The sequence below is a fragment of the Butyrivibrio sp. AE2015 genome (genome assembly GCF_000420825.1).
Taxonomy (GTDB): Bacteria; Bacillota; Clostridia; order Lachnospirales; family Lachnospiraceae; genus Butyrivibrio.
The window spans coordinates 1-23,264 of the sequence record NZ_ATVR01000003.1 but is presented as its reverse complement, the minus strand read 5'-3'; the positions used below and the strand labels follow the sequence as shown (position 1 = coordinate 23,264).

Below are 23,264 nucleotides of genomic sequence, written 5' to 3'. Positions count from 1 at the left end.
TACTCCTTAGTAGCCCCTCTCTGACAATGTTAGAGGCATCTCATCGAAAAGGATCGTCTTATAGGGAAGGATCCTGACTCCATCCGCTGAAGCTCCCCTCATATAAAGGGCAAAATACCCGATGCAGAAAAGAACTGTCAAAACCGTCAGAAGTTTCTTTTTCCTGTCATCCCTGATATGAAGCAAAAGAGCCGGTACAAACAGTATATGTGTCACTGTCAAGTAATATCCTATTCTAGAAATAATAGGTAAAAAAGATCCAAATACGTAAAGGGCAAGGGCCATGATGTTGCAGTGGAAATAGAACATATAGCGCTTGTCTGTTTTTACCACATCTTTAAACAGCCACAGGGATATTACCAGTATTAAAAAACACCTTAATATGCTAACAGGGCTTGTTCCGCCTGAAAGATATTCCGTATCCTTGTAAGAGGGATATAAGAATATCACTATTTTCAGATAAAGATCCTGCAAAAAGAGGCAGGATATGCACATAAGTCCAAAAAGCCCATACATCCACCTTCTCCACTTGATAGAAGCAAGGGGATATAAGACCAGGATCACCAACACGGATTTGTGGAAAAGTGCTCCGATCAAGACCATCAAAATAAATCTTGGCCAGTCTTTTTTCAGAACGAACTTCACTGAATACAGGGCCATTCCAAGGGCCAGATAGTATCTGACTGTACTTATGGACTGGAAGTAGTAACCAAGCAGCATGAACATCATAAAGCTGAAGGAAAACCACTCGCTCTGCTGCCACATGGCAGTCATAAAAAATAAAACTGTAAAGAATGTAAAAACAGCAAAAACCAGAATATAATTTTCAAAACCGCACAGGTAATAAATTGCATAGGTAAGTGCATTAAATCCGGGCTCTGTGGGAACATAGGCGTGGCTGAAAACCAGATGCATGAACTCTACATACTTGGCATAGTCATTGCCAACGTTTACTCTCAGGGCAGAAACCCAAAACAGCGCAGAAAAGATAAAGAGCAAAACTATTACGTTTACTGCTCCCTGCCTTGTCACTACGCCACTTCCGATATTAAGTTTCGTCTGCCTAAGAAGTAGTGCCAAAAGGACAACTACTGCTGTCAGTGTCAGATATATCGCCATTTATACCTTCTCTAGTGTTTTGCCGTGGTCTACTCCGTCCCACAATATCTTTACACTCTTAAAAAGACCCTTTTCATTGCACATGATATTTCTATTTTTAAACAAATATCTAAAACCCAGAATCTTTGCCATTTTCCCGTAAAGGAAATGGTATAAGACTCCTCTGTCAAAAAAGAACTTGTCGTTGTAGCCCTTAAACCAGGTGGACTCATTTGGTCTTTCATGTCCCACAACCACTGTAGTCCTGTAGAGATGAAGCCCAGCCTTTAAGCAGTCATGTAAAAAAAGGCTGTCCTCGCCGTTCATGTATGGAGCTCCACCGCCAAAAAGCAGGGAAAATCTCACATTTTTATCTATTATCTTATCTCTCCTGGCAAATACTGCATAAGAGGGATATCTTCCATAGTTTTTCCAGTTAACTCTTGCAAAATCCTCATTCCAGTAGGTTTCCCTGCCTTCCTGAGCCTTTATATTAAAAAGAAGAACGTCTGCCTCAGGATGAGCATCAAATTCATCAAGGACTTTTTGCACATAGCCATCATCATAGGTTATGTCATCATCGGCAAACTGGATGATCTCGTGGTCAGAATGCTCAAGAGCTGTATTTCTGGAAAGACCAACACCCTTCTCATTTCTTTGAAGGACCAGGATGTCTATGCCTTTAAACTCTCTTTTTTTCTCAGTGTCAGGCGCTTTTTCACCTATTATCTGATTTACGATCACAGCATCTGAGGAAATGTTCATATCCTCAAGAAGGCTGTCTATATTTTTATTTACAGCTGAAACCAGTATTTGTAGCCTCTCTGGCATGCATCTTACCTCTATTTATAGTCTGTAGTATTTTTTCAAAAACTTCTCATCTGCTCTGACAAGGATAACTCCCAATATAGGGCACTCATGTTTTTGGAGCTGAGCCACTATGTGGTCATTCATAGTGCCGCATCTTTTCCCTGCAGGGATTCCAAGGATCACTCCGTCGCAGGTTCCGATCTTCCTGTAGTTTTCAAGAACCTTACCAGGTGTCTCCATGGCTGTGATGTTCTCAGTCTGAGCACTGAACCTGCTTCCAAGTGACTCTTTAACAGTCAAAAGATCTTTTTCCGAAACTGAAAGGTCCATTACGCTGTCAGTTGATATGAATATCACCTTTTCAGCGCCTGCCACATTTTTTTCAAAGGCAGCCTGAAGTTCATTTCTAAAAAATTCATTCTTTCCTGCAACTCCAAGCACAGGAACGTCAAATCTTTTCTCTATATCTTCAGGAACATAGACCGCATCATCAAGCGCATCTACAAGCAAAAGCACAAATATGGTCAAAGCCAAACATGCCACTGCCCCAAAAGCTGCTGCCGTGAAGGTCTTATCGCTATATGTTACAAGAGCAGCCTCTGACTTACTAAGGAGCTTAATTGATGTGAAGGCGTCATTGGTTTCGCCATAGCTTTCAAGGGATTTATCTGTGGCATCTGTAATAAGGTCCGCGTGGTCTTTATTATTGTTTTGTACTGTCACAAGAAGGAGTCGTACATCTGAAGGAATCTCGGCAGCAATAGACTCTGCCACATCCTGCCTGCTTATCTCATCTTCTGAAATTCCTGCCTTCCCTAGATTATTCATAACTTCATCAAGGATGTCATCAGTAGTCATCAAAAGTCTCCAGGTATAAGCGTTATAGGAATCAACCTGGCTCTTTGCATTTTCATCATAAGCAAATTTTATATAGAGCTTTGACTCAGTGCTATAGGTCTTTTCAGGGCCAAAGGTCACGGTAACAAGCGTGTATATGCAGCCTGCAACTATAGCTCCTATAATCGCAGCAAGGGGAATGATCCATATTTTCTTAATGAGCCTTAAGTAAAAACTCCTGAGATCAAGAGTTTCATCCATATGTCTATAATCGCTTCTTCCCATGTTGTCACCTCTGTAAAAGCATGTTTATGTCAAGAGTTCTTCTGTGCAGTAGTCTGTCCTGATTCAACACCCTCAGTAGAATCCGGGGTGAAAAGAATCTTAACTGTAAGCAGCATCAGCTTGATATCAAGCCATACTGAATAGTTCTCAATATAAGTAAGATCGAGCTTTAATTTATCATAAGGAGTGGTGTTGTATTTACCATAAACCTGCGCATATCCGGCAAGTCCGGCTTTTACCTTCATTCTGAACGCAAACTCAGGCATCTCCTTAAGATACTGCTCGATGATCTCAGGTCTCTCAGGTCTTGGTCCGATGAAGGACATCTCTCCCTTGAGGATGTTAAAGAGCTGAGGAAGTTCATCAATTCTGCAGGAGCGGATAAACTTACCAATTGGAGTTATTCTTGAGTCGTTCTTGGCAGCAAGGCGGGCAACTCCGTCTTTTTCTGCATCCACTTTCATGCTCCTGAACTTCATGATCCTGAACTCTTTTCTATTAACTGTGCAGCGAACCTGCTTATAGAGCACTGGGCCACCATCGTAAGCCTTTATGATGATAGCTGTGATCAGCATTATTGGCGATGTCAGTATTATGAGAACAAGAGAAATGATAATGTCAAAAAATCTCTTTATAGCTCTCTGCTCAATCTTTATGGCATATTCTCTAAGGAGCAGCACAGGTGTATCAAACAAATGAAGCTGTGATGAACCTTTTAAGAGAACATCTGTTATCTTTGGCATTACATATATGCGTATGTTATTGCCATAGCAGTACTTTACAAGACCGTTTCTGAACTTACTCGGCACATCCCATATGATCACTCCGTCGTAGTCACCCAGGCACTCTGCATATATTTTGTCGATACCTTCATCAATATTCATTTTCTTTTTGATGTGGTACTTATCTTTTCTGGAGTTGAACTTGGTCACAATATCATCAACTGAGTACTCTCCGCTTATAAGAAGAAGCTCTCTTGGCGGGAATATGGCCATATATATGGCATTGGTGATATAGGCCCAGGCAAAAGAAATAATGAGCTGGATTACAAATATCTCAACCATTGGGACAACTCTTACCAGCCAGTTTCTCAAAAGGGCAATCTGGAAATATGAGATGAAATTCACCATAAACAGCGCGAAGATCTGTGAAAAGAACACATCCATTGGCTTAAGATAACCAATCTTAAGACCGCCGTATGTATTTGAGAAGAATAACAGCAATACAAAATATATTGCCAGGATCAACAGATGTCCACGAAAATACAGTTTTAATCCACTACCTAAATTGTATCCGTCGACACTGATACGAGTAGAAGAAACTATAGGATAATATGTGCTAAACCAAAACCATGCGTACACAGCAGTCTGCATACTTAATCCGATAAATCCCAAAAACAAAACAAGGATTCTCTTCACTGATTCCACATGTTTCATAAATTCCCCTTTTGCGATCAGAAGAGTCTTCTAAGTGTAGCTCTGACCGCCCATCCTCCAAAATAAAATAATGATTCTAAGACTGATAAATTAGCAATATTTCTGTACAAAAACCAAATTCTCTCAATTGCAACAAGCTTATTTGATGAAAGAGATTTGGAAGGCCTTCTGTAAATCGCCAGGTTCTCATTAAGGCCGTAAGCGGTAATACCGCTCTTTAATATTCTCCACCAGGTAGCAGTATCTTCACTTGGAACCTGTGGCATATGGATTATCTCCATATCTATTTTTTCTGTATCAAACATAACTGTTGTTGTAAAAATGATTGTTCTGGAAAGGGCCTTTCTAAAGGTCAGCTCCCTTGGAACCTTTACTACTTTGCCGGTAGGCTTTGCATTCTCATCTCCAAACTCGTATGAATGGAAAGCAAAGGCTGCGCCGGTTTCTTCCATGAATGCAATCTCTTTTTCCAGCTTCTCTGGTTTCCAGACATCGTCGGCGTCAAGGAAAGCAATGTATCTTCCCGCTGAAGCGTCGATACCAGTGTTTCTTGCTGCTGCTGCGCCTTCATTTTTTTCTTTTCTGATGAGACGGATTCTTTTGCCCATGGAAGAAATCAGTTCTTCGATATAATCAGCACTTCCATCTTTTGACGCATCATCCACCAGTATCAGTTCCCAATCCTTATAGGTCTGGGCGCATACCATGTCTATACAGTCTTTTATATATTTTTTTGCGTTATAAACAGGAACTACAATACTGACCATCAAATTTCCTCTTTTACTATATAAAGCGGACGCTTTTTGACTTCAAGGTATGTCTTTGAAAGGTACTGTCCCACTATCCCTATACAGAAAAGCTGAACACCGCTTACTAGCAAAATGATACAAACAAGTGATGGCCATCCACTTGTTGGATCTCCATAGAGTGACTTTCTTATTATAGTGAATATGATAAAGAAGAAAGCCAAAAGGCAGAACAAAACTCCTATAAGTGATGCAAATGCAAGTGGAACTGTTGAGAATGCCACAATTCCATCAAGTGCATAAACAAAAAGTTTCCAAAAGGACCATTTTGTTTCGCCCTTCATACGCTCAATATTTTCAAACTCTATCCACTTATTCTTAAATCCAACCCATCCAAAGATACCTTTGGAGAATCTGTTATATTCCTTCATAGAAAGGATGGCATCTACAAACTGTCTGGTCATGAGCCTGTAATCTCTTGCTCCGTCAACGATCTCGGTTTTTGAAACCTTGTTGATAAGTTTGTAGAACATCCTTGCAAAGAATGATCTGATAGGCGGCTCGCCCTTTCTGTCTACTCTTCTGGTGGCTACGCTGTCATACCCCTCATTGACAATAGCCTCGTACATCTGTGGCAAAAGAGCCGGTGGATCCTGAAGATCACAGTCCATGATGGCAACATAGTCGCCCTTTGATTTTTCAAGTCCTGCATACATAGCCGGTTCTTTTCCAAAGTTTCTTGAAAAGTTAATAAGGTGCACTCTCTTATCCTTAGCTGCAAGTTCTTTTACCATTTCAACTGTCTTGTCTTTTGATCCGTCATTAACATAGATAAATTCAAAGTCAACATCATGGCCTTTGAAATAAGCTTCGTTCTTCAGTACCTCATTGTAGAAATCTACAATGTTCTCCTCTTCGTTATAGCAAGGTACTATAACACTTAACAGTCCCATTCTTACTTCCACCTTATAAATAAATTCTCAGCGCATAATAAGCGCAATTCTATTCAGTATTTTACACTTAAAGCTATGGTCTTTCAACCTGTGGCCTTTATTGGACTAAAAAACCCGCCAATAAGGCGGGTTTGAAAATCTGAATATTTATTATCTCTCTGCGCGCATAGGATTGTTAAGGAAATCCTCGTAAGCAAGCCTGATACCATCATCAAGCTCTGTCTTATAGGTCCATCCAAGGTTCTTGGCCTTTGATACATCAAGAAGCTTTCTTGGTGTGCCGTTTGGCTTTGAAGGATCCCATCTTATCTCTCCTGTGTAACCAATGATCTTGGCTACTTTCTCAGTAAGCTGCTTGATTGTCAGCTCTTTTCCCGTTCCGGCATTAACAGTCTCATCACCACTGTAGTTATTCATAAGGAATACGCAGAGGTTTGCAAGATCGTCTACATAAAGGAACTCTCTTAATGGGCTTCCGTCTCCCCAACATGTAACATAAGGAAGATTCTGCTCTTTTGCCTCATGGAAACGGCGAATAAGTGCAGGAAGCACATGTGAGTGAGTCGGATGATAGTTGTCATTTGGTCCGTAGAGGTTTGTAGGCATAACTGAAATATAATCAGTTCCGTACTGCTTGTTCAGATACTCGCAGTACTTAAGTCCAGAGATCTTTGCAAGAGCATATGCCTCATTGGTCTTCTCAAGAGCTGATGTAAGAAGGCAGTCCTCTTTCATAGGCTGTGGAGCCATTCTTGGATAAATACATGATGATCCAAGGAACTCAACCTTTTTACAATTGTTCTTCCATGCTGAGTGGATAACATTCATCTCAAGGATCATGTTCTCATACATGAAATCCGCAAGAGCCTCTGAGTTACCCATGATTCCGCCAACCTTTGCAGCTGCAAGGAAAACATACTCAGGCTTCTCTTCTGCAAAGAACTTTTCAACCGCATCCTGTCTTGTAAGATCAAGTTCTTTGTGAGTTCTGGTGATAATATTAAAATATCCCTGTCTGTTAAGTTCTCTGACAATAGCTGATCCAACCATTCCTCTATGGCCGGCCACATAAATCTTTGCATCAAAATCCATCATTGTTTTTTACCTTCTTTTAATTATTTATCAATACCTTTTTCAAGGAACTCTGCAAGGTTAAATTCAACATGCTCATTGGCTCTCTCAACAGCAACCTTGGCCATATCATGCTCAACCATGATTCTTACAAGGTCTTCGAAAGATGTTGACTGTGGATTCCAGTGAAGTTTTTCTTTTGCCTTTGTAGGATCGCCCCAAAGGTTTACAACGTCTGTAGGTCTGTAGAAATCAGGTGAAACCTCTACGAGAACCTTACCTGTTGCCTTGTCATAACCCTTCTCATCTGCACCTTCGCCCTTGAATTCAAGCTCGATACCTGCATAGTGGAATGCAAGCTGCGCAAACTCTCTAACTGAGTGCTGAACACCTGTTGCGATAACGAAGTCTTCAGGCTTGTCATTCTGAAGGATAAGCCACATACACTCTACATAATCTTTAGCATATCCCCAGTCACGAAGACTTGAAAGGTTTCCAAGATAGAGTTTGTCCTGTTTGCCCTGTGCGATTCTTGATGCAGCAAGAGTGATCTTACGTGTTACGAAAGTCTCTCCTCTTCTCTCTGACTCGTGGTTGAAAAGAATACCTGAGCAGCAGAACATGTTGTAAGCTTCTCTGTACTCTTTTACGATCCAGTAGCCGTAGAGCTTAGCTACAGCATATGGGCTATATGGATGGAAAGGAGTCTTTTCATTCTGAGGAACTTCCTCAACCTTTCCGTAAAGTTCTGAAGTTGAAGCCTGGTAGATACGGCAAGTATCAGCAAGACCGCACTGACGAACAGCCTCTAATACTCTGAGGACACCTGTTGCGTCTACATCTGCAGTGAACTCAGGTGAGTCAAAAGAAACCTGAACGTGTGACTGTGCAGCAAGGTTGTAGATCTCATCAGGACGAACCTTTCCTACAACACCAAGAATGCTCATTGAATCGCCAAGATCGCCGTAGTGAAGGTGGAAATGAGGCTGACCTTCAAGGTGAGCAATTCTCTCTCTGTAATCTACAGATGATCTTCTGATTATACCGTGAACGTCATATCCTTTTTCCAAAAGAAACTCTGCAAGATATGAACCATCCTGTCCTGTTATACCTGTTATTAAAGCTTTTTTTGCCATAAGTTTTCCTTTCAATTCAAAACAATTATTTGCATTTTTCTATGCTATTATATTGCGTGCCTTTCTCCTTTTAAATTCACTTTCTTGATTTTTATTTGCATTATCTTGATTAGTTGTTTATACTAACAATTATCATTGTCATGGAGTATTTTATTATGAAAAACAGATTATTTCAAGGTGAATACGTATCTTCTGACAGGCTCCTTTATACCCCTTCAGAATTCGCAAAAAGTAACCTTTTTTACCTCCAGGAGATAGGTTCTCTAAAGGCTCAGAAAAAACATACCAGCAAGAGGCAGAACCTTTCCTCATTTTTATTTTTTTACATAAGATCAGGAAGTGGATATTTGGATTATGAAGGCAGGGAGTACGAGATAAAAAAAGGCGACTGCGTCTTTATTGATTGCCAAAAGCCTTACTCCCACAGAACTTCTGAGGATCTGTGGTCTCTTGAATGGATACATTTCAATGGAAATGTAGTTCTCCCTATTTATTTAAAGTACGTAGAAAGAGGTGGCCAGCCCATTTTTCATCCAGATGATCCCGATGAGATTGAAAGAATTTTTGATAGCATAAAGACAATTGCCTACTCTGATGATTACATCAGGGACATAAGAATCAACGAAGGTCTTTCATCCCTTCTTACCTTCATTATGTCTTTTAGCTGGAATCCTGATATAGTACCGGAAAACAGCAATTCCAAGACCCTTTTTATGCTCAGGGAATACCTTGATAGTCACTATCAGGAAAAGATCACGTTGGATAATCTTGCAGATAAGTTTCTGATAAACAAATACGCTCTTTCCAGAGGATTCAAAGAGCAATTTGGAACATCGATCATCAACTACCTCTTATCTGTCAGGATAACCCACGCCAAACAGCTCCTTCGATTTTCTTCAGACTCTGTTGAGGAAATCGGAAATCAGTGCGGTATATCACCTCTGTACTACTTTTCTCGTATTTTTAAGCAGATAGAGGGGATAAGCCCTATGGAATACAGATCCCAGTGGAAGTGATAAAAGAGCTTGTGGTATAGATTTTTAATCGCAAAAATAAAAATATGATAAACGTTTTATTAATATTTTATAAAACTCGAAAACGTTCACTTTAAAAAACTGTTAAAAGCTCTTAAATACAGTTTATAATCGGTTTTTCGTATATTAATTAAAGTATCATCCAATTATAGGAAAGATGTTTTTTCAGTTCTTATAAACGGGGATACTATATGAAAAAAATTATATATGGATTACTGCTCATAGTTTTTATGGGAATGTGGATAATTCCCATAAACTCGAAAGCTTCTTCGAAAGATGACATTCTATCTCAGATAAATGCAGCAAGAGAAGCTGCAGGATTGCCCACGCTCACATACAGTGAAGACCTTGAAGCTGCCGCAACAATAAGGGCAGAAGAATGTGCCAGCAGCTTTTCGCATATCAGGCCCTGCGGATCAGCCTGGTATACAGTTGGATACACCCGGGGCGAAAATCTCGCTCACGCAGAAAATGACAACCAGCGCAAAGCTGAGAACGTCGTGCTTGCATGGCTCTTGTCGCCAAAGCACAAGGAGAATGTGCTTCGAAGCTGTTTCACTTCAGTTGGAGTTTCTTACTACAGCGATTCAAACGGGCAAACGTATATTGCTTGTGAGTTTAATTAAAATAAAGGCAGACAGTGGGGACGGTTCTCCACTGTCTGCCTTTTTATTGTCCTACACTTTTCAGTCCATCAGTTATAGTATTTCCCAAGAGTTCAACTTCACCGGTAAGATCATGAGTTGCAGCCGGAAATGGCGCATATCCTGCCCGATCCCCTTCTGCGGGATAGTAGATCGTGGTTTCCCCAAGCTTAAAGGAATCAACATCGTAGGTTCCATAATCCTGCTGAACCAGAAGATAATTTGGATTAAATCTTGGAATTTCCTCAATAACTATATTTATCCCCTTGTAGACAATCCATATAGCAAGAAGTGCCACAAGCGCTTTATAAGATATCTCTTTTATCCCATGACCATCTCCCTCAGATCTATGAAGGCTCATTATTATCATTCTTCCAAATACTATAGAAATAGTCGCAAGAACATATACGATTCCATATCTGATAAGAGGCGCACTAAAGAACCAAAAAACAAGACAAAGGATAAGTGTTCCGCTAAGAGTCAAAAAGTCTGCAAAGTTAAGCATGCTCCTATGACTTAAATCAAATACTTTGTTCCCCATGAGCTTTCCAGGTTTCTTTTTATATACTACTGCCACAAAAACAAAATATATAACGCAACATACATAGATAACAATTGATATTATTGAGAGTATCACCATTGCCTTATAGAAGAGTGAAAGTTGTCCAAACCAGTTTGGTACCCATTCTGAAAAGGGCACATTCATAAAAGCTTCCACATCATTATATCCACGGCCAAAAGTCCTGATCTCCATTGAATCATACTGCGCAACTCCCTTGGGTATCTCCCATGCAAAGCCAAAGAAATCTAGGAATGTGACAGGATAGAGAAGCCATCCTGAGATCACTATATTTCTCCAAAAGAAAGGCATGGTTATCACCAAAGCAAGAAGCACCGAAAAACCGAAGGCTTTGATTTTATCCGCTGTCCTACTGTGGAACAATTTATAGATTGGAATAATTGACAAAAGAACCATCGGCGCCGCAGAAAGCTTTACAGTAACTGCATATATTCCCACCATTGCAAGCAAGATGTATGGCACAAAGGCCTTTTCATGTCTCACGTACATGTCAGTGCAGCAGATGATAATGTAAAAAACAAGTGTTGAGAGAAAATAGTCAGATGCAGGTGCTACCATCTCATCAAAGATAGTAAACAGGTAGTACATAGCTGCAATCCTTGGGAAATCAGAAATAACTATCTGTCTTCTTCTAACAATAGTCTTTATATCAAGACACTGCCACGCTAAAAGCAATGCAAAAAAACCGGCCATCGTATGTAATGACTGTTTGCCCAAAAACGCAAAGCTATAAAAAGCAGAAAGGGCAAAGGATGCGCTGTTATAAGCAAGTCTCAAATGGAGATTACCAAGGCCCTTTACTATACCGGCGCTCTCAATCCAGTGGATAGCCTGCGCATGATACAGGTCAGAGTCATAGTGCATGATTCCATGAGATGTTCCGTAAGCCATAAGAAGAAACACAAGAAGATACCACAACCAGTCTCTTTTTGCTAAAAGAACATGTCTCATCAGATAGAATTCTTCAAATAATCTGTTTCTGTAGTAAAAGGCTACAGCAATATCAAACAAAACCAAGAAGGCGTTAGCCATGAGACCAACGCCGCAAAACAAACTCAAAAACTGAGCAAATACAGTAACCACAACTATTCCGGCTACTATATAACTTTCCTGATATCTGATCTTATACTTTTTTGACACACCTTTTGAATTCACAAAAGCCATACAATCAAGTGATGTAATAGCATTTAGAAAAAAGAATCCTGTAAGATATGTGGTAACTAAAACATAGATCCAAGTAAGTATAACTGTTATCATTATCAGTTATCTCCTGTGTTTTATTTATCCTATTGAGGAAACCACTGCGCCAACAATGATTCCAAGAATTGCGCCAAACAAAACCTGAAGCGGAGTATGTCCAACAAACTCTTTAAGCCTCTGCTCTGTTGGAATATCTTTATCAAGCTCTTTAAACCAGTCCATCATATTATTGATGACAACTGCCTGTTTTCCTGCCTGACGTCTTACGCCCATAGCATCATGCATAACGATCAGGGCTAAAACTCCTGAAATTGCAAACTCAAAGGTTCCTGCTCCATAATGATAAAAAGTTGATGTCACAAGAGCCATTACCGTAGCTGAATGAGAACTGGGCATTCCGCCGTCTCCCATAAGTCTTTCAGGATTAAAGTTCTTGTTAACAATAACATATATTATGGTTTTCAGGACCTGAGCAACAAGCCATCCCCAAAAAGACGCCATGAGTATCGTGTTGCTAAATATATCATTTAATATTTGCATTTAAACCTCTATTCTAATCAACCCAGTTCACGGATATATCTCTCAATGGCATCATGCCAGTCTGCAAACATAAAGTCAGATGTAAGTTTCAGCATATAGTTTTCAAGAATACTGTAGGCTGGTCTTGGAGCAGACTGCGGGTTCTTCTCCTGATATTCTTTAGTCGTAACATGGTTAACTTTTGTACTCTTTCCGGCAAGTCTGAAGATTTCTTCAGTGAAGTCTGCCCAGTTTGTTGAGCCTTCGCATGTTCCGTGGAAAATTCCATAATTCTCAGTAGGAAGAAGATATCCTATAGCCTTTGCAAGCTCATAAGTACTTGTTGGAGTACCCAGCTGATCGTTAACTACGCTTACTTCGTCGTGATTTTCAGATAATGCGAGCATTGTCTTAACAAAATTCTTTCCATCACCATAAAGCCATGCTGTTCTTAAGATAAAGAAATCTTTTGCAAACTGCTTTACAAACTCCTCACCTGCAAGCTTTGTTTTTCCATAAACACTTACAGGATTGGGCTTATCAAACTCAATATATGGTTTTGTTCCGTTGCCTTCAAATACATAATCTGTAGAAACATGAACAAGCTTTGCTCCTGTTTCAGTTGCAGCAATTGCAAGGTTTCTTGGGCCAATTGCATTGATCTTGTAAGAAAGATCCACGTCGCTCTCCTGCTTATCAACAGCTGTATACGCAGCACAGTTAACAATAGCAACAGGCTTCACTTCCCTGGCAAGTTTAAGTACCTGATCAACATTTGTTATATCTAAAGGTGTAATACCTTCCTGCTGAAAAACATCAGTATTTACAAGCTCATATTTACTTGCAAGTTCTTTATTGATTGCTCTGCCAAGCTGTCCATTGCAACCAGTAACGATAATCTTTTCCATGTTACTCCTTTCATAGTAAAACCCAAAATCGGACGGCATTGCTGCCGTCCGCTATAATGCCAGGTCTATCAATCTGCGTATGTTACGCCATTAACTGAGAACTTAGAGAAAGAACCGCCCTTCTCCTGAACTACAAATATCATTGTCTTACCTGTGTTGAAAACAACTTCGTTTCCAGCTTCATCATAGTAAGTAGTTGGTGCGTAGTCACCATTCTTTTCCCAGGTAACATGTATCATTTTACCCTTTGTGATAAAGTATCCATCACGAGTTGTATCATGCATCTGATATGCAAGGTATCCATTATCATCACGAACTTCATGATAAGTTCTCTGAATAATGATATTGGCAAATGCAAGCTGCTCACCAGTCACGGCATCCTTCTGAGGATTTCCGTAAAGAGTCTTAAGATATACACCCTTTGACTCATCATATGTAAGTGCTGACTTTGTTACAGGGAAGCATCCTGACATATCTATCTCAGTTGCCTTAACAGCTGATTCACCATAATCCTCTAAAGTATTAGGATTGGAATAGCCTGTAAATGTAAAGTGTGACTCGCCTTCAAATTCTTCTCTGTGCTCTTTGTCAAACTTAGCTTTCTCAATAGCCTCTGATACATGAGCGCCATCTGTAAATGCAGTGTGTTCTGATGTACTTCCTTCAGGAACTCTGAAGAATGCACCATAATCTGAACCCATTACACCGCCAACACCGTTTAAGTTATCAACGTCATCTCTTGTTAAAATAGACTTAACATAGAGCTCAGGTCCGCCATAGTGAACAATGATAGGATCGTACTCAAGTGCAGCATATACGAAATAATCACGGATGCTTCGAATATTACCAATTCTCTCAAGGCCTTCCCAGTTTTCAAGGACACCCATCTGACGGCTCATGCTGCCTTCTTCCATGATCTCATAGAAAACAGCAACATTGCTAAGTCCATACTGTGGCTGAGCCTCTTTGTTTATAGGAAACATTACAGCAAGTGGTCTGTTTGTGTTTACTGATTCGTCAACCCACTCATTTGTGAAGTAACTTCTTACCATTCCCTCTGCAGGAGGAACATCCTCGTCTACAGCCTCTTCAACAGTGCTCTCTGCTGCAGGTTCTTCTGTCTTCTGAACATCATCAAGTTTTTCTACACTAAGTCCTGAAACTGATTCATCACCAGCAGAACCGCATCCAAATAACATAGCTGCTGTTAAACCTGCAGCTATAATTGCTTTTGCTTTTCTCATAACAATAATTATTTTCCTCTCTATGTTTTTAACATGTGATAGTTTATCACATATATATTCTATTCGCCAAGACCTGTCTCGATAGCCTTAACAAGAGCTTCCATTGCTTCTTCTTCATCGGGGCCATCACATTTGAAAGTCAGCTCATCCCCACATTTTATGCAGGCACCCAGAACGCTGAGAACGCTCTTAGCATTAGCTGTATTGTCCCCATAGCTAAAAGTTATGTGCGATTTATAGTTCATTGCCACCTTACATAGATTACCTGCAGGTCGCAAATGTAATCCAGTAGGGTTCGTAATAACCACCTTCTGACTTACCATATTATAGCATAACCTCCTCGATCAACTTCGCAAGATTCCTTGCTTCCTCCTCAATCTTACTCTGATCTTTGCCTTCTATCATTACTCTTACAAGTGGTTCTGTGCCTGATGGTCTGATAAGAACTCTTCCATCTCCGGCAAACTGTTTCTCAAGATCTGCGATTGCTCCAGCAATCTCTGGATATTCCATATAAGAATCTTTCTTATGTGTAGGAACATGCGCATTTACAAGAGCCTGAGGCATAACTTCCATGACTTTAGCAAGCTCTGATAATGGTTTCTTGGTATTGACCATAACCTCTAACAAATGAAGAGCTGAAAGAAGTCCATCTCCTGTAGTGTTATCATCAAGGAAAATAATATGTCCTGACTGCTCTCCACCGAGATTTGCTCCAATTTCTTTCATGTGCTCAAGAACATATCTGTCACCGACTTTTGTCTTATCGATCTGGATTCCTTCTCTTTCGCCCATCTTAAAGAAACCAAGATTACTCATGACAGTTGCAACAATTGTATTCTTAGCAAGCTTGCCGTTGTCTTTCATGTATTTTCCGATGATAGCCATGATCTCATCTCCGTCTACCATCTTTCCGTTTTCATCTACTGCGAGGAATCTGTCTGCATCGCCATCAAAAGCAAGGCCAATGTTTGCCTTTTCAGTAACAACTCTGCCCATAAGCTCTTCCATATGAGTAGATCCACAACCAGCATTGATATTTGTTCCGTCAGGATTATTGTGGATAACTATTACTTCTGCACCAAGCTGTCTTATAGCCTCTACAGATGTGTAGAATGATGCGCCCTCTGCACAGTCCATAACAACTTTCATTCCCTGAAGGTTGATGTCTACAGCATTGAGATTGTGATTGATGTATTCTTCTCTGGCATCTGTACGGTTCTTGATCTTACCAATACCAGCTCCTGTAGGCATCTTAACGCCTTCCATATTGTTTTTGATCAGAGCTTCGATCTCATCTTCCATCGCATCAGGAAGTTTATAACCATTTCCATCAAAAAACTTGATGCCGTTAAATTCCATTGGATTGTGAGAAGCAGAAATTACAACTCCAGCATCTACTCTGTATTTCTTTGTAAGATAAGCCACACCTGGAGTTGGGATAACACCAACATTAACTACATCAGCACCTACTGAGCAGGCACCTGCCATAAGAGCACTTGCAAGCATATCGCCTGATAATCTGGTATCGCAGCCAACCATGATAGTGGGTTTGTGGTTAACTTCTTTTGATAAAACATATGCTCCTGCCTGACCAAGCTGCATAGCTAAAAGTGGAGTAAGTTCATCGTTAGCCACTCCTCTGACTCCGTCTGTTCCAAATAATCTTCCCATTTCTAAAACCTCTTTATTCTTTCTTTTCTATTTTTACGTATACGCTCACAGTATTGGTGGCTTTTACACCATCCGGAAGGTTCCAGTCAACATCAACGCTGTAGGTTCCATCTGCAAGCTCCCCATTGTCACTATTTTGTATAAAACTGTTAATATCTACTGTTCCTGTTAAAGATGAAGCAGATACACCCTTGATCGTAGACACAAGTCCAGTTAGTGTCAATGAAACCGTATCATATTCGCCATCTTCAACTTCGGCGCTGTATCCATCTACTTCACCTGCTATAGATACATTCTTTATATCTACGTCGAAGGTCTCTTCAGAAACAGCTTCAATGTGAACTACAACTGCTGCAGTTCCATTATAATCCTCATCGCCAAGTACTACGCCGCTTGGAAGATAATCCTCAACATTTATGGTACATGCAAGATTTCCCGTAAGTCCGGTAACATCAAGCTGTTCATCATCTATCACAATTTCTTTTACAGAAGCAATTGCGCTGTTTTTGCCAGCGATAAGTACCTGATCCGGATTGGTATCTATCTTTCCTGTCAGAGCATAGCCATTTGCCGGATCACCCTTTATTGTGTATTTAAGCGGAACATACTTGGTTCCGTAAATAGTCACATTAACATTAACTGTTTTGGCATTCATGGAGATCTGTGATGTATCTACCTGATTGCCATCAGCGTCATAAAGAATTATATCTGCGTTGGTGATAATATCTGATGTAAATCCGGTTACATCCACATCAACCTCTGCTGTCTCAACAGTCTGAACTATTGACTCAGGTCCGTTGATCCTTATCATGTTCTGGCCTGTTGAAACGTCACCGATCACATATCCGTCAGAAAGAGTTCCCGATGTAGTAGGTGTAATTGCAAGAGACTTTGAAGCCTTGCGCTCTACACTGAGCTTGACCACATCATTACTAGTAGATATATTCTCAATCTTGTCACTATATTTGTTGGTAGTGACATTTATGCTGACCGTATTAAGGCTTGATAAATCCTGAATATCAGCTGTAGCTACAATATTATTCTGGCTGAGTGAATCAATTATAGATCGTGGGGCATAAATTGTCACAGCACTGATGGTATCTGTGTTATCAAGCACTGTGTAAACCTGACCCTGATCCGTAATAAGGTTTGTATTCTTAAGAGTTACCGGGATATTAGTATATCTGACCGAAGTTACAGGGTCGTTTATGTTGGTAACCAAAAACCAGACGATTATAGCAAATATTAGTGAAGCGAGCTTAAGCCCCCAATTAGACGTGAGTTTTTTCATTTTTTCGCCTTTGCCTTTCTGGCAAGGTGCTTGATTGGTGCCTCTTCAGTGTGTTTATCCTGAAGTATTCTCAGGCGTTCCCTTAATCTGTCGCTGTCAACAGCTCTTTCCAGCTCGCCCTCATAAGCGATACTGATTTTTCCTGTTTCCTCAGAAACAATGATCGTAAGAGAATCTGTTGCCTCAGAAACACCTACACCGGCACGATGTCTTGTTCCAAGTTCCTTACCTATCCCCATGTTGTCAGAAAGTGGCAAATAACATGTGGCAGCTGTTACCCTGTCACCCTTGATTACAACCGCTCCGTCATGAAGTGGAGTGTTGTGCTCAAAAATATTGATGAGAAGCTGACTGGTTACTATTCCGTCAACCTCAATTCCTGTACGTTCAAACTCAGTTAAAGGATGGTTATTCTCAATAACTATCAGAGCACCCGTCCTTACTTTAGCCATTTCCACGCAGGCTCTGACTATTTCATTCAAAGTTCTGTCTGAAAATCTTCCCTGTGTCTTTGGGTCACCAAGTGATAACACATTGGAAAAGAAATTTTTCCTGCCCAGCTCTTCCAAAGCCTTACGAAGTTCCGGCTGCAGGATAACAACCATTGCGATAATAGCTATACTGAAAATTCTTTCAACAATCCACAAAATGGTGGACATATTGAAAAGAGCTGCAACCAAAATGAACACAACAATGACTATGACACCTTTTAAAAGTGACCATAGTCTCGTATTTTTTGCCCACACCAAAATATGATATACCAGAAACGCGATAATAAAAATCTCCAGTATATCTGAGAATCTCACAGTTGGCATGTGCAAACTTGTTCTGTTGAAATCAAATAAAAAATCTATTTGTTCCATGGTGTTCCTTTATAAATTATCTGCGCTGTTCTCTGGCGCGGTTTATTTTCTTTACTCTTCTTTCAGGTGTAGAAACTGTAACCTTAGGTACTGCCTTTACATAGTAGTAATACTCATCATCCTCAAACTGCACTTTCTCAGTTCTGCTATAGTCAAGACTGAATGAGAAGAACTCAACTACAAGCATAAGAAGTGCGGATACAACAGTTCCGATTATCACTCCTGCCAAAGCAATATCTGTATCAAAGATAAGATTACCAACAAGGATACAGATAATAAGTGAAATAGCACCTGCTGAAATAGCAATCTTCCAAGAGTTATCAACAGAAGATCTGCGGATCAAATATACGATAACAATTGTAATTGCAAATGCAACTATCATAACCATCATGGACTTGTTTCCAACGATTCCAGACACTATTGACTGGAATTCATTGGCTGCTTCCTCAACGCCATCACTTCCAAAAGCAGCGGCATTTGAAGAAAAATATGAAATAAGGAAAGCTACTACTACTCCAAATCCAACTGATACCATTGAAGCAGGTGTTCCCAAAAGTCCCATTGCAAGAGGCATCACATAAGGAAGTCCCATAAAATAGAACAGTGGAGTAAGTACAACTGCCAAAGTATCTTTTGGTGAAAATCTAAAATATAGCAAAAACATAAGAACAAAGATTATCACTGTAACCAGTGCACACTCAGGAGCCAGAGCAAAGAGGTGTCCCACAATGAATGCTGCTGAGATAACAATGATAAAGTTTGCAGGTAAAATAGCGCACAAAAGTGATGCCATCAGAACAATCGCAATATTGTTCAGAGAGCTCATATACCCAAGCTTATTGTTGATAACTGCAACTGAAATAAGTGAAAGTAAGAACTTCCAGACATATGTAAGATATGTTTCGTTCTTGATATAAAATCTTTTGATATACTGCTTTAATTCCAATAATGATGTCATAATATCACTTTTCCTTCTCGTACATTCTAGCTAGCTTTTTAAGATCCCCATAATACTGTCTCATATTCTTACGCATCTTGGAATAACGATAGGAATAAATAATATATGAAACAAGAGAATACACGCCAACAAGCAGGAGGTAGTATATAAGATACCTCCTGCCAATAGCCAATAAATTATCTGTATTGTAAAGATTAGATAATACATTTTCGAAATCGTAAAGAGCATAAGCCCCAACAAAAATAGCAAAGACAACTGTTGCGCTGATCACTGACTTAAGTATATTAAAGCCAATGTAATCACTCCTGAAATAGGAATTGATTGCTCCGTTCTTTTTGCCTTCACGATCCATAAATGCAGCCATTTTGGTCATCAAAATGACTTTGTCTTCATTTAACATTTTTGCTCCTTATGTATCCAGGAAGCGCATTCCAGCTTTCTTATCTTGTTTAACCGGCTGCTGGATAGCTGGCTTAGGCTTAGCAAATGTATCGTTAAGGTTATTTGCCATGCTTGCCTTACATTTAGCACAAAATCTTCCTGTTAAAATACGATCACCGCACTTCTCGCAAGTCATCTTAAGCGGTGAACTCTCAGAGAACATCAGTCTTTCCTCACGGATCCACTGCTGAATCTGTTTGGTGGTAACTTCATTATCTTCAGCAATCTGTTTTAGATCTGCAGCAGGATTTTCCTGTATGTATGCCTTAACCTTCTGAAAATCCTCTTCGATTGCCTTTTTACAAGGCTCACAAATTGGCTGTCCACCAATGTAGTTAAACATTTTTCCGCATCTTGAACAATTCCGTAAGTTCATAAATCTGACCTCCATTTATCTTAAGTAGTTTGCCCGATAGCCAGCGTTAGAAAATATATTTCCTTAACTCCTGCCATCTGAAACTCATGGGCGATCTCATCAATGGTACTTCCAGTTGTATAGATGTCATCGATAATGAGTATACACTTAAATTTTACATCATTTCTTATTATATTAAAAGCCTTTTTCAAATTATTGCGGCGCCCGCGAAGGTCCAGTTCCTTCATAGGTCTGGTGGCTCTGGTCCTGACAATCACATCGTCATACATAGGGATGCCTGTCAGCTTCGAAAGCTTTGAAGCATATTCCGCTGCCTGATTGTAGCCTCTCAAATACTGCTTATCTTTATGCATAGGAACAGGTATTATTGCATCAACACCAAGCCAATTTAGCTTTTTCCCAAGTTTTCTCGCAGTCTCTTTTGCATAAAAATCAGCATATTCCCTGCGTCCCATATACTTAAATCTGTAGATCGAACCGGAGATACTTCGGTAACTAAAAACTGAAAATCCCCGATTAAATCTATGTTTGACACCCATACAGTCTGCGCAATACTCTGATTGATCAGATAACTTTAAAGGCTTTCCACATTTCTCGCAGACATGACTTCCTATATATCTTATTTTCTTTTTACACTCCTCATGGACGAGGTCTTCAGACTCTTTATACCTAAGGACATTGTCACAGATAGGACAGTGCCTTGGATAAATGAGATTCAGAACATTTTCAATTACCTGCATCAAATACTTCTCTAATTCTATCTTTAAGTCCGGTATATCTTTTCAGCTGCTGCTCATTGGCTGTCATGTTGAGGACTGTCTGGCTGCTGCCCAAAATACACACAGTATTCCTGGCTCTTGTCACTGCAGTGTAAAGCAGGTTCCTGTTAAGCAGCATCCTAGGTCCCCCTAAAAGGGGCATAATAACAGCAGGATACTCACTTCCCTGAGACTTATGGATAGTAATCGCGTAGGATAGCTCAAGTTCATCCAGTTCCGAAAAAGGATATCTGACTCTCCTGTGCTCATCAAATTCCACCACCACATCCTGGGAATATTCGTTTATTTCCCTGACAATTCCCATATCACCGTTAAATACTCCAAGCCCGGAATCCACCGGAATATTATGCTTTCCAACAACCTCCCACTGAGCCTGGTAATTGTTCTTTATCTGCATGACCTTGTCGCCTTCTCTCAAAGTAAGCTCCCCATAGACATGCTCTTTTTTAGACTTATCCGGAGGGTTGAGATACTCCTGCAGGATAAGATTGAGCTGGATCGCACCAAGGGGGCCCTTTTTCATTGGTGTCAGAACCTGAATATCATAGGGCTGCGCTCCCACATATCCCGGAAGCTTGTCTCTGATAAGCTGGATCATGTGCTTGTATATTACGTTTGCGTCATTTCTTTCCAGAAAAAAGAAATCCTTACTCTTATTATCAAGTACAGGCTTCTCACCATTGTGGATCCTGTGGGCGTTCATAACGATATCGCTCTCTTCAGCCTGCCTGAATATCTTTTGAAGATAGATAGTAGGAAATCTTCCGCTGGATATAAGGTCAGCAAGAACCTGTCCCGGTCCTACACTTGGGAGCTGTGAACTGTCTCCCACAAGGATCAGATGCACGCCTGGCACAAGTGCCTTCAACAAGGCGTAAAAGAGATGGATATCCACCATAGACATCTCGTCTATAATGATGGCATCTGCCTCAAGGGGATTGTCCCTGTTCCTTTCAAATCTGACCACACCTGACTTGGTGTCGTCATCGCCTACCTGACCTGATACTTCCAGAAGTCTGTGAATCGTCCTGGCTTCATACCCAGTTGCTTCTGTCATTCTCTTGGCAGCTCTTCCTGTAGGAGCAGCAAGGAGAATATCCAGACCTTCGCTTGCATAATACTCAATTATTGTATTGATAGTAGTGGTCTTACCTGTACCGGGACCACCTGTTATAATAACAATTCCATTAGAAATACTCTTTAGCACGGCCTCTCTTTGAAGATCGTCCAGCTGAAGGTTCTTTCTTTTCTCTATATCAAGGATTCTCTGTCTGTATCGCTCTTCATCAGCAGGCGTTACATTCTCTGCAATGTTCAGGTCAGAAAGCATTACAGCTGAGCCCTGCTCCTCATAATAAAAATTTGCAGAAAAAATATTGTCATTGTTTTTGGCTATGAGCTTTTTATCCATCATCAGATTCTGAATCTGCGTTCTTATGCTGTCAGAATCGATCATCTGATCCGGCGTCTGTACAAGTAACTCTTCCGTCTTGGAAACAAGCTCCTCCAAAGGCAGATATGTGTTTCCATCAAGTGAACTCTGAAGAAGTGTGAAAAGAATGCCGCTTCTGATGCGGTACTCAGAATCCACACGAATGCCAACTTTAGCGGCTATCTCATCAGCAGTTTTAAAACCGATTCCGCTTATGTCATCAGCAAGCTGATACGGATTCTGCTGAATGATTCCATAAACTCTGGTTCCGTAGTTATTGAATATCTTAACTGCCATATTGTTGCTGATACCATATTTCTGCAAAAAGATCATGGCATCGCGCATTTCTCTTTTTTCTGCCATCTGCATGGCGATATCTATGGCTTTCTTTTCACTTATTCCCTTTATTTCAGCTAATCGCTCAGGCTCATCCTCAATAATCCTGAAGGTATCAGCACCAAACTTTTTAACTATCCGGGCTGCCAGCGCCTCTCCGATTCCCCTTATGGCGCCCGAGCCAAGATACCTCTGCATTGATACCGCATCATCAGGCACCGTGATCTTGTATGAGCTCACCTTTAACTGCTGACCGTATACCGGATGGTTGACATAAGTTCCCTCAATCTCGAGAGTATCTCCCACGTCAGCATCCTTAAAGATTCCGGTACAGGTGACCTCCTCTTCATCTACAATGAGGTTCACTACGCCGTAGCCGTTTTCCTCGTTCTTATATATAAAATGATCTATGTATCCCTTAACTATTTCTTTTTCCATAGAAAGTAGTATACCATAATAAAAAGCATATAAATCTTAAGATTTCTTAAGAATTACACGCTTTTAAACACATTCTTATACTTTCTTGCGAGTGGCATAAAATCCAGAAGTGCCCATACCTTTGGATAGATCTCGGAGTATTCGCAAAGACACAGTAAATATAAAATAATGCGCC

General features: G+C 40.3%; 23 protein-coding genes. 2 read left to right on the top strand and 21 right to left on the bottom strand.

The window, feature by feature from the left end; translation table 11 throughout:
- Positions 1-6: 6 nt before the first annotated feature.
- The 8 genes from G585_RS0102195 to gmd all read right to left on the bottom strand — a co-directional run bounded on the left by G585_RS0102195 (position 7) and on the right by gmd (position 8,372).
- A complete protein-coding gene (locus G585_RS0102195; RefSeq protein ID WP_022772658.1) occupies positions 7-1,119 on the bottom strand; it encodes an EpsG family protein in 1,113 nt (370 codons plus the stop codon).
- Positions 1,120-1,929 (bottom strand): glycosyltransferase family A protein, encoded by an 810-nt coding sequence (locus tag G585_RS0102190; protein ID WP_022772656.1) that lies wholly within the window; start codon positions 1,927-1,929, stop codon positions 1,120-1,122. It lies immediately after the preceding gene.
- A gap of 15 nt (positions 1,930-1,944) precedes the next feature.
- A complete protein-coding gene (locus tag G585_RS0102185) occupies positions 1,945-3,030 on the bottom strand; it encodes a YveK family protein (protein ID WP_022772655.1) in 1,086 nt (361 codons plus the stop codon).
- 29 nt (positions 3,031-3,059) lie between these two features.
- Entirely contained in the window at positions 3,060-4,466 is a 1,407-nt protein-coding gene (locus G585_RS0102180; protein ID WP_022772653.1) for an exopolysaccharide biosynthesis polyprenyl glycosylphosphotransferase, read from the bottom strand.
- Positions 4,467-4,483: 17 nt separating this feature from the next.
- Positions 4,484-5,233: a glycosyltransferase family 2 protein gene (locus G585_RS0102175; protein ID WP_022772652.1), complete on the bottom strand. Its 750-nt coding sequence runs from the start codon at positions 5,231-5,233 to the stop codon at positions 4,484-4,486.
- Positions 5,233-6,165 (bottom strand): glycosyltransferase family 2 protein, encoded by a 933-nt coding sequence (locus G585_RS0102170; protein WP_022772651.1) that lies wholly within the window; start codon positions 6,163-6,165, stop codon positions 5,233-5,235. The genes G585_RS0102175 and G585_RS0102170 overlap by 1 nt, the downstream gene beginning before the upstream one ends.
- Before the next feature lie 150 nt (positions 6,166-6,315).
- Positions 6,316-7,257, bottom strand: coding sequence for a GDP-L-fucose synthase family protein (locus G585_RS0102165; RefSeq protein WP_334290924.1), 942 nt, complete (start codon positions 7,255-7,257; stop codon positions 6,316-6,318).
- Between the two features lie 23 nt (positions 7,258-7,280).
- Positions 7,281-8,372 carry a GDP-mannose 4,6-dehydratase gene (gene gmd, locus G585_RS16800; RefSeq protein ID WP_022772648.1) on the bottom strand — a complete coding sequence of 364 codons (1,092 nt, stop codon included), beginning with the start codon at positions 8,370-8,372 and terminating at the stop codon, positions 7,281-7,283.
- A gap of 155 nt (positions 8,373-8,527) precedes the next feature.
- Between gmd and G585_RS0102155 the strand changes: the two genes are divergently transcribed.
- Positions 8,528-9,388 (top strand): AraC family transcriptional regulator, encoded by an 861-nt coding sequence (locus G585_RS0102155; protein ID WP_022772646.1) that lies wholly within the window; start codon positions 8,528-8,530, stop codon positions 9,386-9,388.
- A gap of 209 nt (positions 9,389-9,597) precedes the next feature.
- The gene (locus tag G585_RS16795; protein ID WP_022772645.1) at positions 9,598-10,032 is read left to right on the top strand and encodes a CAP domain-containing protein; all 435 of its coding nucleotides are present in this window, start codon (positions 9,598-9,600) and stop codon (positions 10,030-10,032) included.
- A 43-nt stretch (positions 10,033-10,075) separates the two neighbouring features.
- Here the strand turns inward: G585_RS16795 and G585_RS0102145 are convergent, their stop codons facing one another.
- From G585_RS0102145 to recD2, 13 genes are all read right to left on the bottom strand, one after another.
- Entirely contained in the window at positions 10,076-11,887 is a 1,812-nt protein-coding gene (locus G585_RS0102145) for an LIC_10190 family membrane protein (RefSeq protein ID WP_022772643.1), read from the bottom strand.
- A 24-nt stretch (positions 11,888-11,911) separates the two neighbouring features.
- The gene (locus G585_RS0102140; RefSeq protein WP_022772642.1) at positions 11,912-12,370 is read right to left on the bottom strand and encodes a divergent PAP2 family protein; all 459 of its coding nucleotides are present in this window, start codon (positions 12,368-12,370) and stop codon (positions 11,912-11,914) included.
- Positions 12,371-12,387: 17 nt separating this feature from the next.
- Entirely contained in the window at positions 12,388-13,257 is an 870-nt protein-coding gene (rfbD, locus tag G585_RS0102135) for a dTDP-4-dehydrorhamnose reductase (protein WP_022772640.1), read from the bottom strand.
- Between the two features lie 68 nt (positions 13,258-13,325).
- Positions 13,326-14,501 carry a DUF3048 domain-containing protein gene (locus G585_RS16790; protein WP_022772639.1) on the bottom strand — a complete coding sequence of 392 codons (1,176 nt, stop codon included), beginning with the start codon at positions 14,499-14,501 and terminating at the stop codon, positions 13,326-13,328.
- A gap of 59 nt (positions 14,502-14,560) precedes the next feature.
- A complete protein-coding gene (locus tag G585_RS0102125; RefSeq protein ID WP_022772638.1) occupies positions 14,561-14,824 on the bottom strand; it encodes an HPr family phosphocarrier protein in 264 nt (87 codons plus the stop codon).
- A 1-nt stretch (position 14,825) separates the two neighbouring features.
- Positions 14,826-16,175 (bottom strand): phosphoglucosamine mutase, encoded by a 1,350-nt coding sequence (glmM, locus tag G585_RS0102120; RefSeq protein WP_022772636.1) that lies wholly within the window; start codon positions 16,173-16,175, stop codon positions 14,826-14,828.
- A 13-nt stretch (positions 16,176-16,188) separates the two neighbouring features.
- Complete coding sequence (locus tag G585_RS0102115) at positions 16,189-17,466, bottom strand: CdaR family protein (protein WP_022772635.1); 1,278 nt, start codon at positions 17,464-17,466, stop codon at positions 16,189-16,191.
- Complete coding sequence (gene cdaA, locus G585_RS16785) at positions 17,463-18,329, bottom strand: diadenylate cyclase CdaA (RefSeq protein ID WP_022772634.1); 867 nt, start codon at positions 18,327-18,329, stop codon at positions 17,463-17,465. Before cdaA ends, G585_RS0102115 begins: the two co-directional genes overlap by 4 nt.
- Positions 18,330-18,345: 16 nt before the next feature.
- The gene (locus tag G585_RS0102105; protein WP_022772632.1) at positions 18,346-19,287 is read right to left on the bottom strand and encodes a hypothetical protein; all 942 of its coding nucleotides are present in this window, start codon (positions 19,285-19,287) and stop codon (positions 18,346-18,348) included.
- 4 nt (positions 19,288-19,291) lie between these two features.
- On the bottom strand, positions 19,292-19,687 hold the full coding sequence (locus G585_RS0102100; RefSeq protein WP_022772631.1) for a hypothetical protein: 396 nt from the start codon (positions 19,685-19,687) through the stop codon (positions 19,292-19,294).
- Between the two features lie 9 nt (positions 19,688-19,696).
- The gene (locus G585_RS0102095; RefSeq protein ID WP_022772629.1) at positions 19,697-20,104 is read right to left on the bottom strand and encodes a flagellar protein; all 408 of its coding nucleotides are present in this window, start codon (positions 20,102-20,104) and stop codon (positions 19,697-19,699) included.
- A gap of 20 nt (positions 20,105-20,124) precedes the next feature.
- The gene (locus G585_RS0102090; protein WP_022772628.1) at positions 20,125-20,844 is read right to left on the bottom strand and encodes a ComF family protein; all 720 of its coding nucleotides are present in this window, start codon (positions 20,842-20,844) and stop codon (positions 20,125-20,127) included.
- Positions 20,831-23,089, bottom strand: a complete 2,259-nt coding sequence (gene recD2 / locus G585_RS0102085; RefSeq protein WP_022772627.1) for an SF1B family DNA helicase RecD2 — start codon at positions 23,087-23,089, stop codon at positions 20,831-20,833. Before recD2 ends, G585_RS0102090 begins: the two co-directional genes overlap by 14 nt.
- Positions 23,090-23,264: the final 175 nt, after the last annotated feature.

Coding starts and splice junctions, on each gene's coding strand:
- G585_RS0102195 (WP_022772658.1), bottom strand. CDS start 1,119: ATGGCGATATATCTGACACTGACAGCAGTAGTTGTCCTTTTGGCACTA.
- G585_RS0102190 (WP_022772656.1), bottom strand. CDS start 1,929: ATGCCAGAGAGGCTACAAATACTGGTTTCAGCTGTAAATAAAAATATA.
- G585_RS0102185 (WP_022772655.1), bottom strand. CDS start 3,030: ATGGGAAGAAGCGATTATAGACATATGGATGAAACTCTTGATCTCAGG.
- G585_RS0102180 (WP_022772653.1), bottom strand. CDS start 4,466: ATGAAACATGTGGAATCAGTGAAGAGAATCCTTGTTTTGTTTTTGGGA.
- G585_RS0102175 (WP_022772652.1), bottom strand. CDS start 5,233: ATGGTCAGTATTGTAGTTCCTGTTTATAACGCAAAAAAATATATAAAA.
- G585_RS0102170 (WP_022772651.1), bottom strand. CDS start 6,165: ATGGGACTGTTAAGTGTTATAGTACCTTGCTATAACGAAGAGGAGAAC.
- G585_RS0102165 (WP_334290924.1), bottom strand. CDS start 7,257: ATGGATTTTGATGCAAAGATTTATGTGGCCGGCCATAGAGGAATGGTT.
- gmd (WP_022772648.1), bottom strand. CDS start 8,372: ATGGCAAAAAAAGCTTTAATAACAGGTATAACAGGACAGGATGGTTCA.
- G585_RS0102155 (WP_022772646.1), top strand. CDS start 8,528: ATGAAAAACAGATTATTTCAAGGTGAATACGTATCTTCTGACAGGCTC.
- G585_RS16795 (WP_022772645.1), top strand. CDS start 9,598: ATGAAAAAAATTATATATGGATTACTGCTCATAGTTTTTATGGGAATG.
- G585_RS0102145 (WP_022772643.1), bottom strand. CDS start 11,887: ATGATAACAGTTATACTTACTTGGATCTATGTTTTAGTTACCACATAT.
- G585_RS0102140 (WP_022772642.1), bottom strand. CDS start 12,370: ATGCAAATATTAAATGATATATTTAGCAACACGATACTCATGGCGTCT.
- rfbD (WP_022772640.1), bottom strand. CDS start 13,257: ATGGAAAAGATTATCGTTACTGGTTGCAATGGACAGCTTGGCAGAGCA.
- G585_RS16790 (WP_022772639.1), bottom strand. CDS start 14,501: ATGAGAAAAGCAAAAGCAATTATAGCTGCAGGTTTAACAGCAGCTATG.
- G585_RS0102125 (WP_022772638.1), bottom strand. CDS start 14,824: ATGGTAAGTCAGAAGGTGGTTATTACGAACCCTACTGGATTACATTTG.
- glmM (WP_022772636.1), bottom strand. CDS start 16,175: ATGGGAAGATTATTTGGAACAGACGGAGTCAGAGGAGTGGCTAACGAT.
- G585_RS0102115 (WP_022772635.1), bottom strand. CDS start 17,466: ATGAAAAAACTCACGTCTAATTGGGGGCTTAAGCTCGCTTCACTAATA.
- cdaA (WP_022772634.1), bottom strand. CDS start 18,329: ATGGAACAAATAGATTTTTTATTTGATTTCAACAGAACAAGTTTGCAC.
- G585_RS0102105 (WP_022772632.1), bottom strand. CDS start 19,287: ATGACATCATTATTGGAATTAAAGCAGTATATCAAAAGATTTTATATC.
- G585_RS0102100 (WP_022772631.1), bottom strand. CDS start 19,687: ATGTTAAATGAAGACAAAGTCATTTTGATGACCAAAATGGCTGCATTT.
- G585_RS0102095 (WP_022772629.1), bottom strand. CDS start 20,104: ATGAACTTACGGAATTGTTCAAGATGCGGAAAAATGTTTAACTACATT.
- G585_RS0102090 (WP_022772628.1), bottom strand. CDS start 20,844: ATGCAGGTAATTGAAAATGTTCTGAATCTCATTTATCCAAGGCACTGT.
- recD2 (WP_022772627.1), bottom strand. CDS start 23,089: ATGGAAAAAGAAATAGTTAAGGGATACATAGATCATTTTATATATAAG.